This window comes from Trinickia caryophylli (assembly GCF_034424545.1).
Lineage (GTDB): Bacteria > Pseudomonadota > Gammaproteobacteria > Burkholderiales > Burkholderiaceae > Trinickia > Trinickia caryophylli.
This window is the reverse complement of record NZ_CP139971.1, coordinates 1273254-1287958: the sequence shown is the minus strand read 5'-3', so window position 1 is coordinate 1287958 and position 14705 is coordinate 1273254. Positions and strand designations below refer to the sequence as shown.

The following is a 14705-nucleotide window of genomic DNA, read 5'->3' as shown; positions in this document are numbered from 1 at the left end:
TTTGTCTGTTACACCTATACGATAATCGTATGGCTCTTTAGCCGCCAGCCCCTACATAGAGGACGGGAAATCGTGCTGTCAAACGACATCAAGGTTCAGCAACTTCGTGCCTATCAGGCAATCATGGTTACGGGGAGCGTCACAGCGGCAGCCGAACGGCTGCATACGACGCAACCGTCGATAAGCCGGCAGCTTCTTGCGCTGGAAGAAATGCTTGGGCTTCGACTCTTTGACCGCACCAGCGGTGGAAAGATGGCTCCCACTCCAGTCGGATTGAAGTTTTATCACCAGGTCGAAGGGACACTTTCCGGCCTTGCACATATCCCAGATATTGCGAAGGGGCTACTTCGAAATGAGCAGCCTCCCGTGCGAATAGGCGCGACCCCGCCGCTGACGAACAGCCCGCTGCTTTCCGACGCGCTGCGCATGGCGTATCAGGCTCATCCGGATATGCGTCTAGTTGTTGAATCGCGCCCCCGGCAGGACATCGAGGAATGGATAGTCGGCGGACAAATTGATGTTGCGTTGGCGTTACTCCCAGTTGCGAGTCCTTTTCTCGACGCGCAGCCGCTCTTGGACACATCGGTTGTGGCCGTGCTCGCCAAGACTCATCCACTCGCGAAGCGAAAGTCGCTATCTCCAGAACACTTCGGAAAAACTCGATTGATATTGCCGCATCGCCAACTTCTGCGGATCTTGATTGACCAAAGTGCGGCCGAGCACGGATATCACCTCAAGCCCGATATTGAGGCCTCGTCGGCTCTGACTTGTTGTAGGTTGGCCGCCGAAGGAATGGGCGTGGCTATCTGCGATTCTTTCAGTCCTACTGCGATGTCAGACCCCCGACTATGCGTCCGCCGATGGGAGCCGACCGTACCATTGGCGTATGGAATATTGCTTCCGAGGCGAGCCGATCCCCGCCCTATAGTTGAAGATTTGCTCGACTGCCTGCGGCGAGCGGCTCATACCAGCGGCGTCATTGCGGCGATTGGTATACAGGCGACGGCAAGCAGAGCATAGCAGTGGATCCGCCATCGACAGCTGGTTGTCCGGCTGCGTTCCTAACTGCTTCCCGATCTGCGCGAGTTCACGCATCTGCTGGCGCAGGCGGGCGATCTTCTCGTACAGCCTGACCTGCCCCCTTCGGTAGGGCCAACCGGCTTCTAGCAAAGTCCCTTTAAACCAGCTCCTGGAAAGTGGCAGGAGCATCCGCTGTTGCCCGATGTTTCGCCGCGAACTCTGCTGGCGAAAGATAATTCAATGCGCTGTGGGGCCGGTCCTCGTTGTAGTCCTGACGCCACGCCGCGATGACCGCTCGGGCATGTGCAAGGCTCTTGAACCAATGCTCGTTAAGGCATTCGTCGCGGAACTTGCCGTTGAACGATTCGATGTACGCATTCTGCGTCGGCTTGCCCGGTTGAATCAATTTCAACGTAACGCCACTGGCGTAGGCCCATTGGTCAAGCGCCCGGCTCGTAAATTCCGGTCCCTGGTCCGTTCGCAGCGCTTTGGGATAGCCCCGGAAACGTGCTGCCCGGTCTAACGCTCGTGCGACGTACAAGCCGGACATGCCGTGGTCCACGACGATATCAACAGACTCCTTGGTGAAGTCATCGACGATAGTCAGGCACTTCAGACGCCGCCCGTTCGACAGCGCATCCATCACGAAATCGATTGACCAAACCTCATTGGGACCGCCCGGCAAAGCCAACTGCTCACGTTCAATCATGACGCCGTGGCGCCGACGACGGCGTCGCACGGCCAGCCCAGCCTCACGGTAAAGGCGATGCACGCGCTTGTGGTTCGCGTGAATGCCCTCGCGCTCCACGAGTGCATGCAGCCGCCGGTAGCCGAACCGCCGGCGCTCATGCGCCAGTTCCACCAGGCGCGCCGTTAGCGCTTCGTTCTCGTGGTCCGGTTTCGACTCGTAATGCAACACGCTGCGAGACAGCCCAACAAGCCGGCAGGCACGGCGCTCCGAGATGTCGACCTTCTCCCGAATCGCCGCCACTGCCTCGCGCTTGGCTTGTGGGCTCAGGGCTTTCCCTTGACGACCACCTTCAGCGCTTCCATGTCGAGCATCGCTTCGGCCAGTAGCTTCTTCAGCCGCGCGTTCTCGACTTCCAGGTCCTTCAACCGGCGCGCTTCCGGCACCTCCATGCCGCCGAACTTCGCGCGCCACGTGTAGAACGACGCGTCACTGAAGCCGTGCTTCCTGCACAGCTCCTTCACCGGCATGCCGGCCTCGGCTTCCTTCAGAAACCCGATGATTTGTTCTTCCGTAAAGCGCTTCTTCATGTTCGTCTTCCTCTCCGAAAACGAACTTTACTAGGTTCCGACTGGCCCGGTTTGATGGGGGCAGGTCAAGCCGAACAGTCTTCACGTCGAAACCTGTTGGACTGATCCGGTCTGCGGATTCAATCAGGTCGAGATACCGCTGAACGCTTTCCTCGATCTGCTGCTGACGCTTGTCGATTTTGCTTGCCGTATAGTTGATGTCTCTGCTGTTTGACGCCTTGAACTTGCTACCATCGATGGCCACCATGTCACTGGATAGTAGCTTTAGCCCGCGGCACAGTTCGACGAAACGCCGGCATACGTTGCGAATGGCCGCGCCGCTGTCACGGCGAAAGTCGGCGATCGTCTTGAAGTCCGGAGCCAGACGTCCCGTTAACCACATCAACTCGACGTTGCGCTGACATTCACGCTCAAGACGCCTGCTTGAAGGAAGCCAGTTCAGGGAGCCATAGATATAGATCTTGCGTATCACGCGTGGGTGATAGGACGGGCGGCCCGTGATAGCCGGCGTGGTACCGTTAAAACCAAGATCAGCAAGGTCCAACTCGTCGACGAAGGCGTGTATGATTCTGACCTGGTTGTCCTGTCCAATGTAGTCATCGACACATTCGGGAAGTAGCACGACCTGCTTGCGGTCATCGCCTTCAACGAATCGCTTCATGAGTCACCCGGTCTCAGTGCGTTGATTCGGTTTAGGCGATCAATGCGTTTTTACACACTCTGGACGTAAAGCGGCCGCTCAGCCTTTGCCAGTCAGAATGGCTTCTTCGCATCGTACGGCCAATGACTTTGTTTGCCACTACGGCGCGGCGTCGAGTTTGTACGCGTGTTTGCGGGATGCGGCGCGGGAGCGGCCATCGGCATCGCGGAGGAGCTGCGGGCCATGTCAGGGTTTAATGACCGAAACGATGGGGACCTCGCTTTCGGAGACCGACTGACGCTCGGCAATTTCCATAGCTTCGACCACCCGATTGCGACCGCGTGCCTTCGCCCAATACAGGGCCGTGTCTGCCGTAAGCGTTGCTTGCGCACCGTCTAGACCGATGGCGCCAAAGTGGACAAAGTAGGCCCCACCAAACGAGTGGTGGAGACTACTTTGTCACCTGAGATTGCAACAGCAGCCAGACGGACACGTAAAGGTATCCCCAACCATCCCATCGAGTTCCGGCGAGAACTCGCAAAGCTGGCATGTGAACCGGGTGTCTCGGTCGCGCGACTGGCTCTGGAACACGGGCTCAACACGAATCTGTTGTTCAAATGGCGCCGAGCCTATCAGGCCGGACAGTATGAGCCGCCGATACTGTTGCCGGTAGAAGTGGCGCCCGAGGGACGCACGATTGAGAATGTGGCTGCATTGCCCGTTCAGTCGCAGAGCAAGGCCCAGCCCGTCGTCGCGGGAGTGATCGAGATTTGCGTCGGCATCGCACGCGTGCGGATTGAGGGCACGCCCGACGCAGCCACGCTGCGTGTTGTGTTGCGTACTTTGCGTGCCGCCGCGGAGGCTGAAACGTGATTGGTCTTCCTGTCGGCACGCGTGTGTGGCTGGCTGCCGGCGTGACCGACATGCGGGCCGGATTCACCAGTCTCGCCGCCAAGGTGCAGACCGTGCTTGAGCGAGTCCCTTCTTATGTGACGGCGCCCGTTATGTTTCGCGTGAGCCTAGCGAGGCAGCGGGGCATCAGAATCCCAGGCATTTCCGCCACATAATTTTTGAGCATTCAATCTCCCTTGACGCGCTAATTTTCCGGCGTCTGTCATAGGAGGAAATGATCATGTTGGAGTTCTATTATCAGTACCCCAGGGTCTTAAATCGCTTACGCGCTGGCACGCTTGGTGGCGAGATGGACCGCATCGCCGCCCGGCTGTCAGAGACGGGTTACAAACCCGCGTCTGCCAAGGTCTACCTCGCGCGTATCGCGCAATTTGACCGATTCTTGAGTCAGGTCGGGTGCAAGGATCCACGCTCGATCAATTCAGATTTGGTCGAACGCTTTCTCGATCGTTGCATCGATCGGCGCCAACGCCTCAGCTCGCGAACTGCGATACGCCACCTGCTCCAGGTTGTTTCTGGATCGTCAATCAGGCGTCACGCAGAACCGCAGTGTTTGGACTCAGAGGTCCTGCGCGAATACGGTAGGTATCTACAGGACGTCCGTGGTTTGCGGATCAAGACGCGCGAGGGACTGATGCTCGCTGCACGTCGGATCCTTAAGTGGTACGACGATCAGGACGTCGCAACGGTGACAAAATTAATACGGTCTACGCCAGAAGCTCCATCTTTCTCCGGTTCTTGATCTTTATAACGGCGAAATTATCGCCTACGAGACGGCACGACGTCCGCTATTCGACATGGTCAACACGATGCTGAATAAGGCCTTTGTGAAGCTTGGGCCACGTGACAAGCCGATATTGCATTCCGGTCAGGGCTGGCAGTACCAGATGCCTGTTTATAGCCGTCGGCTAAAACAGCAGAGAGTCAGACAGAGCATGTCGCGTAAAGGAAATTGCCTCGATAACGCCACGATGGAAAGCTTCTTCGGAACGCTCAAGTCTGAATTCTTCCACCTGAACAGGTTTCGCAACATCGACGAACTGCAAGCTTGCATCAAAGACTACATTCACTATCACAACCATGATTGGATCAAGCTAAGATTACGCGGACTTAGTCCAGTTCATACCGGATGAATTATAAGCATAACTAACGTCAACGTGTCCAACATTCCGGGGTCAGTTCATCGAAAACAGTGGAGCACGCTCAGATCAAAGAGTTCCAGACGTCCATTTCTGCGCGCTTACAACTTCCAGGCCACACTTCCAAGCTGTCGCATGCAAGTCTGCCTTCCGAGTGGGCACGATCGCATACCGGCTTCTCAGTCAAGGTGGCTGGTGTTACCGGCTCAGTGCACGAGCATGCCGGGTGACAAGCGTGATGCAGACGGCGCTGAGCGCCGCGGCAGATCCAACATACAAGCCAGGTACGATTTTCGAGCCGGTTGCAGCGATGAGTAATGTAATCAGGAACGGCGTGAAACCACCGAACGTCGCGGCGGTGAAGTCATGGGCGACCGAGATGCCGACGGTTCGGACAGCCGGAGGAAACAGATCACACAGCAGAGCCGGCATCGGCGCCTGGTAGGCCGTCATGATTACACCGAGCACACACTGACTAACGAGCAATGATGCGATGCCCGGATTCGAGACCACGAAATGAAATGCCGGTATTACCACTACTGCCATCAGTATGGCGGCTGTTCGCATCACGCGAAGCCGCCCCAGGCGATCGGACAGGCCTCCGAATAGCGGCGCGCATGCTGCCTGAACGCAACCCGTCAGGATCGTTGCGCCGAAGGCGCTCGTCTGCGAGAGCCCCAGCGTGCGTACCGCGTAGGTCGGCAGATAATACGCAAGCGCATATGAGGAAACCGATACCAGTACAAAAGTCCCGATCGAAAGGACGCACAGGAGTGGGTATCCGAAAATGGCTTCGCGCACAGGCGTGGCGTGCCGCGAGGCAATCGTATTGTCGTCCACTTCCGAAATGTTGCGCCGAATATAGACGGCGACAGGAATGATCACGAGACCAATGAGGAACGGAACACGCCATCCCCAGTCAGAAACTTGTTCCGTCGTGAGCGTCGTCGAGACGAGGACGCCGGTCAGCCCCGCAAAAATCGAGGTCAACCCTTGCGCGGCGACCTGGAAACTCGCATAGAACCCACGGCTGTTGATGGGAGCACGCTGGACGATAAACGAGATTCCCGACCCGTATTCTCCGCCGGACGAAAACCCCTGGATCAGTCGCGCCGCGACCATTACTGCGGTCGCTGCTACGCCCATGCAAGCATACGTCGGCGTAAATGCGATCATCGCCGTTCCAACCCCCATCAGGGTGACTGTAAGCGTCAGCGCTGCCTTCGCGCTCACCCGGTCGGCGTACGAACTGAGCACAAGCGCGCCGAGTGGCTTCACCAGATATGAACCGCCAAACGTCCCGACAGTCGCGAGCAGAGATACAAGAGGATCGGCATGCGGAAAAAAGAGTTTTGATATCGTCACTGAAAAATATAGGTACGCGAACAAGTCGTACCACTCAAGGGTCGTACCGATGACGGCAGCAACGATAACTTTTTTCTCGACGGTTGGATGCGTGACGTTATCTGCCTGGAACGGCGAGGGACTGATGGGTTGCTCTAGCATTTTCAAGGGAAACCTCGATAGTCTCTGGTAAATGGCGCGCGAAGCGCTGGCCGCAAGTGCAGCGGTCAATCGAGCTTGCTTGCCTGCGGGGCCGTTACGGGAATCTCCATCTTGTCAGCGCCAAAGATGATGTTGCCGCTATAGATTCGACTCATTTCGACGATAACGCGCTCGCGCAAGCCTGGTTTGTCGAATTGTTCGGTGACGTGCGATATCACGAGATTCTTCGCGTTTGCCTGTCTGGCTGCTTCCGCCACTTCGAGATGGCCAGAGGTAAACGCAGCAAAAGTTTTGCTCGGTTCTGTACCCGTCAGGTAGTGGCACATGTGGACCAGTACGTCGCAATCTTGGGCCAGTCGATTGAGCGCCGGGCACGGGCCGCTGTCGCCGGAGTACACAATCGATTGGCCGTTACAGTCAATGCGATAGCCGAAGGAGACGAGGTGCGGAGCAAAGTGGTTCACGGGAACTGCACGTACCGTCCACCCCTGGTTTTCGACGACTGAATTGGGTGACAGCTCAGTTATGATGGGTTGCGGCTTCAGGCGGGGACCCTTCCCACCGCGCGCATGATAGACGTCGATGCTTGCCTGGTTCTCGGTGCGGGATATCAGGTCAGGGCCAAATGCGCCGTCGTCGCCGAAGAGCCGGTTGCTGATCTCTTGAAGCGGCGGCGGCCCGTACACCCTCAGTTCCGGAATCCGACCGGCACCCTGGTCCCAGCGCGTGAGCAAAAGCCTGGGGTAGTCGCCCATGTGATCGTAGTGGTGGTGGCTGAAAAATGCGTGCGAGATGCCCGTAGCCGGCACACCAAGTTCGAGCAGGCGATGGTGGGCGCCGAATCCATGATCGAAAACGATATGGTCGCCGTCGGCCTCCACGAGGTACCCCGAGCACATCCGCTGTGTTGAAGGGGTCGGCGTGCCGGTCCCCAGAAGCCAAAGTTTCATCTGATCTCCAAATCAAAGAGGCGGCGCGCGTCGAGCACCCTTGTGATCCATACTAGGCCGACCAGATAACTGATTATTGAAATATACTGATCGCTGGATAACCAAATGGAAATCCGGTGCAAAAACGGGAAGAGCAGCGTTGGATCACATTGACGCATCGATTGAAAGCGAGGCACTTCGTGCTGCTGTCTTCGATCTACCGCCATCGCACATTGCGCAAGGTGGCTGACGAATTGTGTTTGAGTCAGCCCGCCATCACCAAGGCGCTAAGGGAGATGGAGGAGATTGTCGGCGCGGTGCTGTTCGACCGGACCTCACGCGGACTAACACCAACAGCGGCTGCCGACGTGCTTGCCCTACGAAGTTCGAACTTCCTTGCGGATCTTCGTAACTTGGCTGACGAATTGATCGCATTGCAAGATGGTCTTCGAGGAGTCGTGAGGATTGGATTGATCCCGTTCGTCGCGCATTCACTACTCACGAAGACAATGGATATGCTTCGCCAGCAGGGCTTCAGCTATCGGTTCGTCATTTGCGACGGAGATACTGACACGCTAGTCAGAATGCTGCGAAACCATGAGCTTGACTGCGTCATCGCCAGACTGACGCATGAAAACTCTGGAGAATTAGAGCAGGAAATCCTCTACACGCAGCAACCAGTGCTGCTTTCGTGTCGAACCTATGCATTGCCGAAAAACCGGAAACTGACGATTAAAGATTTCTCCAACGCAGAATGGGTGTTGCCGCCCAAAGGGACCCCGACGCGTCGTGCTTTCGGGGAAATGCTCGTCCAAAGCAAGGTGGTGATCCGCGAGGCACACGTCGAAACGAGTTCGGTCTCGGTCATCAAGGCGGTACTGGCCGCCGATCCGACGAGCGTCACGCTGCTTCCGCGAGATCTGGCAGACGAGATCGTGCAGGAAGGTACGTGGCGAGTCTTACCGGTCGATCTCGATTTTTCGCTGCCCGCGGTGAGCGTCATTACCCGGCGTGACGCTCAAGGTGACCGAACGCTTGATATGCTGAAGCGGGCGATTCGGGCGTCTGCGGTGTAACGTTGCAACAAGCGCATTCACCGCTGCCGCGCACGGCGTTGCGAACGAGCAAACTGACTACAGTAAGTCACGATCAACGCACCAGATCCGAGCGGCATTGTGACGGCCGTCAGCGACCGTCCGACCACGGCCATTCATGACAGCATGTTGATAGCGAATGGCGGTACGGCACCGGGTTCGATTCAGGCGACGTCGAGGCGTAGCTGAGCGGCAATGATCCCGCCAACAGCTCGTCGGCGCGATTGACCAGATGCATCTGCGATGCAAGCGATGATGGTGGCGTCGTGACGAACCTCCAGCCGTCGGGACATGAGGTGAAGGTGGCCGGTATCTTGGTATCCGCCGGCGCGACCGTCATTCGCTTCATTTCGTCATATCTTGTTGCTAAGGTGGTTTCAGTTAAGTTCAAGCGCGGAAAGCGCTGGAATGTCCAGCCTTCACAGGGGTAGCCGCCATATGATGTAAACAATATGCTTGAAACTATCCGGGGAACCGAGAGTTGCGCGGACTGCGCGCATTGTGCGCTCGGATTAGGTTACTGAGTCGGTTCTCCCGAGTCGAGCAATCGCGAGACCGCTACGGGCGGCATGGGGCGGGGCTCACACCGGGGCTTGCCGTGATCTGCGCACACAGGGTGGAATAGCCTTCAATCGCGAAGGCGACGTAGTCGCCGTGCGCGTCACGGTTCCCTCGCCATCTAGAGTGTCGGAAGGCGGCCTCTTGTCAGACATTTTGAACCGGTCGTAACACTTTCAGCACGGCGCTTGGTGGCTTCTTAGCGGGAACAAGGTGAGGCATCGCGCGGGGCGGGAACTATCCGCTCTCGCGCCTCTACGTGCACTTCGGTCTCGTTTGTCTACCGGGGGTCTTGGTAGTGACTTGCCGTGTACGAAGGTGTGATGTCTTGTCCGAGGGCCGGATGCGGGAGGTCTGCACGTCGGGTTCGATTAGCGGGTCGTGGAGACGGGTTAAGGCAAGGATACTCGGATACCGCCAAAACGAGAGGGGCGGATACAGATGAGCCAAACATAATGATACCGCGCCGCAATTCGACTCTACCCGCGACGACAACATGTAGGCTACCTTCATCACCCTTCAAGGCAACTTCGTCTGCGTGGCAGCCGGGCGGTTAGGGATCAGATCACACATCTCGCCGTATGGCGTCCTTCTCGCCCGAGCTGGGGTGCAACGATATGCAGCTTGAGAGCGTTCCGCGCTCTCATAAGCATTTGTTATCGTGCAAGAGCGAAGCCGTCTTGGCGCGACTCGCGGAGGCGATATACCGTTGTATCCATGTATCAGCCACCCGGAAGCCTGGATCAATCATGTACAAAGCCATCAGGAAAAACCCTTCGGCGACTCAAGCTGCCGATACGATTCTCACCGCGTTGCGTGGCATCCCCGTCTCCGCGCTCAGCGACAGTATGCATCGCAACATCGGCAGTGTGGGACTGCATCCGTATCAGAAGCCCAGCAAGCAGACCATGGCGGGCACCGCGGTCACCGTGCGCTCGCGCGGCGGCGATAACCTGACTTACTTGCGGGCGCTGGAGTTTTGCCGTCCTGGCGACGTGCTGGTCGTGGACGCGGGCGGCGATCTCAACAACGCCGTGGTCGGCGGAATTCTGTCGTTCTACGCCGCTCACGTAGGTGTCGTCGGCCTAGTGGTGGATGGCGCGATTCGCGATGTCGCGGAAATCCGCGAGCGGGATTTTCCGGTGTACGCACGTGGCGTCACGCATCGTGGTCCGTATAAGGACGGTCCCGGTGAGATCAACGTGCCGGTGTCGGTGGGCGGCATGGTGGTAAATCCTGGCGATATCGTCGTCGGCGATCAGGATGGTTTGCTGGCCATTCCGCAGGACGATGCCGCGCATGTGATCGAGAAAGCGCTGGCTGTTCTGGAAGCGGAGGCAGAAACCATGCGGGCGATGAAGGAAGGCCGCTGGAACCGCGCATTCATCGACGCGCTCGAAGCGCGCTGCAATAACTGAGCAACGCGTGGTGTAGTGCAAAAAAAGCCGACGTCTGAGTTTCGACGTCGGCTTTTTCATGGTCCTTCGTGATGCGGCAATCCAGTTACGCAATCGCCGCTTCACACACTATCCATTCAATCGAAACTCACCAGCACCTTCATCGACTTCGAGCGATCGCCGGCGGTCTGAAACGCCTTGACCGAATCCTGATACGGGAAAATGCCTGAAATCAGGGGCTTTACGTCGATCAAACCCTTGTTCAGCAATTCGACAGCCACAGCGAACTCTTCGTGGAAACGGAACGCGCCGCGCAGATCGAATTCTTTCGCCACGATCACGTTGATGGGTAATGCGATATCTCCGCCGAGTCCCACCTGGACGATCACCCCGCGCGGCTTGAGCACATCGAATGCGCCACGCAACGCCGCCGCGTTGCCGCTCGCCTCGAACAGAACGTCGAACGTGCCTTTGTCGACGGCAAACGGCTTTAGCCCATCCGGCGTTTCGGCGATGTTGATCGCAAGGTCCGCGCCGACCTTCTTCGCGCTTTCAAGGGGCAGCGTGTTGACATCGGTCACCACGATTGTAGCGACGCCGGCTCGACGCGCGGCGGCCACGATCAATGCGCCGATCGGCCCGCAACCTGTTACCAGCACCCGCTTGCCGAGCAGCGGACCCGCGCGCCGCACCGCATGCAGCGCAACGGAGAGCGGCTCGGCCATGGCCGCTTCGGCATCGCTCAACGAATCCGCCACCACGTGGGCCTGCGAACGGTCGATCACGATTTCCTGCTGGAACGCGCCCTGCACGTGCGGCGTGCGCATCGCGCTGCCGTAGTAGCGCATATCCAGACAGTGGTTTTGCAGCCCTTGCTGGCAGTATTGGCACAACCCGCAAGGCCGGCTCGGACTGATGGAGATGCGCGTGCCGGCCGGCATGTCCGTCACACCGGTTCCTACGCGCGAGACAGCGCCGGCCACTTCGTGGCCGAGCACCATCGGCTCCTTGATGCGGACCGTGCCGAAACCGCCGTGATTGAAGTAGTGAAGGTCGGAGCCGCAGATGCCGCCGGCTCGAACCCGCACCAGCAACTGGTTGGCTTCCGGTTCGGGCGTGGGCACCTCCTCGATGCGCAGATCGAGCGGTGCGTGAATGACGAGTGCATGCATGGTAAGTGCCTATAACGGTAAATGCGGGATCAGCACGCTGTAAGGTAGCGTCTAAAGGTCTGCTCGACAAAGACCAAAGTCGTCTGGGCCGATACTTGCCGCTTATGGATGCTCATTCGAGCGCCCTGGTCATGTTCTCGATGACCTTCTTGGCGTCGGAAAACACCATCATCGTTTTGTCCATATAGAACAGATCATTGTCGAGACCCGCGTAGCCGGAGGCCATCGAGCGTTTGTTGACGATCACGGTGCGCGCCTTGTACGCCTCCAGAATCGGCATGCCCGCAATCGGCGAAGCCGGGTCGGTCTTCGCGGCGGGATTGACCACGTCGTTGGCGCCGAGAACCAGCACGACATCGGTCTGGCCGAACTCCGCGTTGATGTCTTCCATTTCGAATACCTGGTCGTACGGCACTTCGGCTTCGGCGAGCAGCACGTTCATATGGCCGGGCATGCGGCCCGCTACCGGATGGATCGCATAGCGCACGTCGATGCCTTTGCCGGTGAGCTTGTCGGTCAACTCCTTCAACGCGTGCTGCGCGCGGGCGACGGCAAGTCCGTAGCCCGGCACGATCACGACCGATTCGGCATTGCCGAGCAGAAACGCGGCATCGTCGGCGGAGCCCGATTTGACGGGCCGTTGCTCGCGTTTCGCTCCGCTGTCGGCGGCGGTTTCCGCACCGAAGCCGCCGAGCAGCACGCTGAAGAACGAGCGGTTCATCGCCCGGCACATGATGTACGACAGAATCGCACCAGACGAGCCGACCAGCGAGCCGGCAATGATCAGCATCGGATTGTTCAGCGAGAAACCGATGCCCGCGGCCGCCCAGCCGGAATAGGAGTTGAGCATCGAGACGACCACCGGCATGTCGGCGCCGCCGATCGGGATGATGATCAGCACGCCGAGCGCGAACGCAATCGCGGTCATGACGATGAAGGGCAACCACGACTGTGTCAAAAAGAACGCAACGCCGAAGCCGACCATGGCGACCGCCAGTGCGAGGTTGAGCGCATGCTGTCCGGGATACGTGACCGGCGCGCCCTGAAACAGCCGGAACTTGTACTTGCCCGACAGCTTGCCGAATGCGATCACCGACCCCGAGAACGTGATCGCGCCGATAAAGGTGCCGATGAACAACTCGACGCGATTGCCGTACGGCAGTTCGGCGCCGAGCGCGGCCAATCCGAAAGCGGACGGCTCGGACACCACTGCATAAGCAATGCAGACGGCGGCCAGCCCGATCAGCGAGTGCATCGCCGCAATCAGTTCGGGCATTTTGGTCATCTCGACCCGCGCGGCCACCACGGTGCCGATCGCGCCCCCGACGATGAGCGCGACGACGAGCACCGCGAGCCCGAGTACCAGATCCGACCCGAGCGACGACGCCTGTTTCGCGATCAGCGCGAGCGTCGTCAGCATGGCTATCGTCATGCCGGCCATGCCGAAGACGTTGCCGAGCCGGGCGCTTTTCGGATTCGACAGCCCCTTTAGCGCCTGAATGAAGCAGACGGAGGCGACGAGATACAACAACGTGACCACATTCATACTCATTGCGCGACTCCATTCACTACGTTTGCGGCCGGCTTTTTAGCCTCTTTTTTGCGGAACATTTCGAGCATGCGGCGCGTCACGAGGAAGCCGCCGAACACATTGACCGCCGCCAGCGCGACGGCGATAGCACCAAACGCCTTGCCTGCGCCACCCACGGTCAATCCCGCGGCCAGCATGGCGCCGACGATCACAATCGCGGAGATCGCGTTGGTGACGGCCATCAGCGGCGTATGCAGCGCGGGCGTCACGTTCCAGACGACGTGGTAGCCGACATAGATCGCCAGCACGAAGATGATCAGATTGGTCGTGGTGTGAGTGATGAGTTCCATCGCAGTCTCCTTAGGCGGTTTGCAGCATCGATGCGTCGCGACCCAGCAAGGTGGCGGCTACGATGTCGTCGCTGGTGTCGATCTTCAGCTTGCCTTCGGTGTCGATGATCAGCTTCAGAAAGTCGAGCACGTTGCGCGCGTACAGCGCGGAGGCGTCGGTGGCGACCATGGCTGGCAGATTCGTATAGCCGGCGATCTGCACGCCGTGCCGCAGCACGACGGCATCGGCTTCGGTCAACGGACAGTTGCCGCCGCGACGGTCGCCGACGCTTGCGCCTTTGCCCGCTGCGAGGTCGATGATCACGGAGCCCAGCTTCATCGCGCGAACGGTGTCTTCGTTGAGCAGGGTGGGGGCAGTGCGGCCAGGGATCAAAGCCGTCGTGATGATGACGTCGGCCTGTTTGGCCCGCTCATGCACCAACGCGGCCTGGCGTGCAATCCAGGAGGGCGGCATAGGCCGCGCATAGCCGCCCACGCCTTGAGCGGACTCGCGCTCTTCATCGGTTTCGCACGGCACGTCGAGAAATTTGGCGCCCAGCGATTCGATCTGTTCCCTGACGGCGGGACGCACGTCCGATGCCTCGATCACGGCGCCCAGACGCCTGGCCGTTGCAATCGCCTGCAAACCCGCGACGCCCGCGCCGAGGATGAGCACGCGCGCGGCTTTGACCGTGCCTGCGGCGGTCATCAACATGGGCACGAAGCGCTGGTACAAACTGGCCGCCACCAGCACGGCCTTATAGCCGGCAATATTGGCTTGGGACGACAGCACGTCCATGCTTTGCGCGCGCGTCGTACGCGGAATCGATTCGAGTGCGAAAGCGGTCACGCCCGCGGCGCGAAATTGCACGAGCTGATCGGCGTCGAACGGATTGAGCATGCCGACGAGACTCGCGTCGCGCTTCATCTGCCGAAGCTCGGTTTCTGTCGGCGCCTGCACCTTGAGCACGAGGTCGGCCGCGAATGCTTCGGCTGCTTCGACCAGCGTGGCGCCCGCTCGCGCATAGGCCGTATCGGGGAAATGCGCGCCTTCACCTGCCGTGCTCTGGACCAGAACAGTATGCCCCTGCGCGATGAGTTTTTTGACTGTTTCCGGCGTGCCGGCGACACGTTTTTCGCCGGCTCGGCTTTCGGCAGGGATGCCGATTTTCATGGGTGTTTCCTCCTGAGGCAAATGGA

At 58.9% G+C, this 14705-nt stretch carries 13 protein-coding genes and 2 pseudogenes; 6 read left to right on the top strand and 9 right to left on the bottom strand.

The window, feature by feature from the left end:
* Nucleotides 1-72 precede the first annotated feature (72 nt).
* A complete protein-coding gene (locus U0034_RS24985; RefSeq protein ID WP_158243596.1) occupies nt 73-1020 on the top strand; it encodes a LysR family transcriptional regulator in 948 nt (315 codons plus the stop codon).
* Nucleotides 1021-1177: 157 nt separating this feature from the next.
* On the opposite strand, the gene U0034_RS24980 is transcribed toward U0034_RS24985, so the two are convergent.
* Both U0034_RS24980 and U0034_RS24975 read right to left on the bottom strand, forming a co-directional pair.
* Nucleotides 1178-2298, bottom strand: a protein-coding gene (locus U0034_RS24980) for an IS3 family transposase (protein ID WP_143795582.1) whose coding sequence is annotated in 2 segments (ribosomal slippage) — nt 1178-2040 and nt 2040-2298 — 1122 coding nt in all. Because the reading frame shifts where the segments join, the coding sequence is not laid out codon by codon here.
* 67 nt (nt 2299-2365) lie between these two features.
* Nucleotides 2366-2959: pseudogene (locus U0034_RS24975) on the bottom strand (transposase); the annotation flags it as partial.
* A 435-nt stretch (nt 2960-3394) separates the two neighbouring features.
* Between U0034_RS24975 and tnpA the strand changes: the two are divergent.
* The 3 genes and pseudogenes from tnpA to U0034_RS24955 form a co-directional block, all read left to right on the top strand.
* A complete protein-coding gene (tnpA, locus tag U0034_RS24970) occupies nt 3395-3811 on the top strand; it encodes an IS66-like element accessory protein TnpA (RefSeq protein ID WP_085230638.1) in 417 nt (138 codons plus the stop codon).
* Between the two features lie 259 nt (nt 3812-4070).
* Entirely contained in the window at nt 4071-4592 is a 522-nt protein-coding gene (locus tag U0034_RS24960; protein WP_139831227.1) for a hypothetical protein, read from the top strand.
* A pseudogene (locus U0034_RS24955) lies at nt 4564-4983 on the top strand (IS3 family transposase); the annotation flags it as partial. The gene U0034_RS24960 and the pseudogene U0034_RS24955, both read left to right, overlap by 29 nt.
* Before the next feature lie 204 nt (nt 4984-5187).
* On the opposite strand, the gene U0034_RS24950 reads toward U0034_RS24955, so the two are convergent.
* Nucleotides 5188-6495 carry an MFS transporter gene (locus tag U0034_RS24950; protein WP_085230641.1) on the bottom strand — a complete coding sequence of 436 codons (1308 nt, stop codon included), beginning with the start codon at nt 6493-6495 and terminating at the stop codon, nt 5188-5190.
* A gap of 65 nt (nt 6496-6560) precedes the next feature.
* On the bottom strand, nt 6561-7445 hold the full coding sequence (locus U0034_RS24945; RefSeq protein WP_085230642.1) for an MBL fold metallo-hydrolase: 885 nt from the start codon (nt 7443-7445) through the stop codon (nt 6561-6563).
* A gap of 116 nt (nt 7446-7561) precedes the next feature.
* Here U0034_RS24945 and U0034_RS24940 point away from each other — a divergent pair, with 116 nt between their 5' ends.
* Nucleotides 7562-8500: a LysR family transcriptional regulator gene (locus U0034_RS24940; RefSeq protein ID WP_085230643.1), complete on the top strand. Its 939-nt coding sequence runs from the start codon at nt 7562-7564 to the stop codon at nt 8498-8500.
* A 109-nt stretch (nt 8501-8609) separates the two neighbouring features.
* Here U0034_RS24940 and U0034_RS24935 read toward each other — a convergent pair whose 3' ends face one another.
* Nucleotides 8610-8867 (bottom strand): hypothetical protein, encoded by a 258-nt coding sequence (locus U0034_RS24935; protein ID WP_139831229.1) that lies wholly within the window; start codon nt 8865-8867, stop codon nt 8610-8612.
* A gap of 958 nt (nt 8868-9825) precedes the next feature.
* Here U0034_RS24935 and U0034_RS24930 point away from each other — a divergent pair.
* A complete protein-coding gene (locus tag U0034_RS24930; protein ID WP_176072647.1) occupies nt 9826-10494 on the top strand; it encodes an RraA family protein in 669 nt (222 codons plus the stop codon).
* Nucleotides 10495-10610: 116 nt separating this feature from the next.
* On the opposite strand, the gene U0034_RS24925 is transcribed toward U0034_RS24930, so the two are convergent.
* From U0034_RS24925 to U0034_RS24910, 4 genes are all read right to left on the bottom strand, one after another.
* Nucleotides 10611-11645 (bottom strand): L-idonate 5-dehydrogenase, encoded by a 1035-nt coding sequence (locus tag U0034_RS24925; protein WP_085230644.1) that lies wholly within the window; start codon nt 11643-11645, stop codon nt 10611-10613.
* A 112-nt stretch (nt 11646-11757) separates the two neighbouring features.
* Complete coding sequence (locus tag U0034_RS24920; RefSeq protein ID WP_085230645.1) at nt 11758-13197, bottom strand: NAD(P)(+) transhydrogenase (Re/Si-specific) subunit beta; 1440 nt, start codon at nt 13195-13197, stop codon at nt 11758-11760.
* Nucleotides 13194-13526: an NAD(P) transhydrogenase subunit alpha gene (locus tag U0034_RS24915; RefSeq protein ID WP_085230646.1), complete on the bottom strand. Its 333-nt coding sequence runs from the start codon at nt 13524-13526 to the stop codon at nt 13194-13196. The genes U0034_RS24920 and U0034_RS24915 overlap by 4 nt, the downstream gene beginning before the upstream one ends.
* Before the next feature lie 10 nt (nt 13527-13536).
* Nucleotides 13537-14679, bottom strand: a complete 1143-nt coding sequence (locus U0034_RS24910; protein ID WP_085230647.1) for a Re/Si-specific NAD(P)(+) transhydrogenase subunit alpha — start codon at nt 14677-14679, stop codon at nt 13537-13539.
* Between the last annotated feature and the right edge of the window lie 26 nt (nt 14680-14705).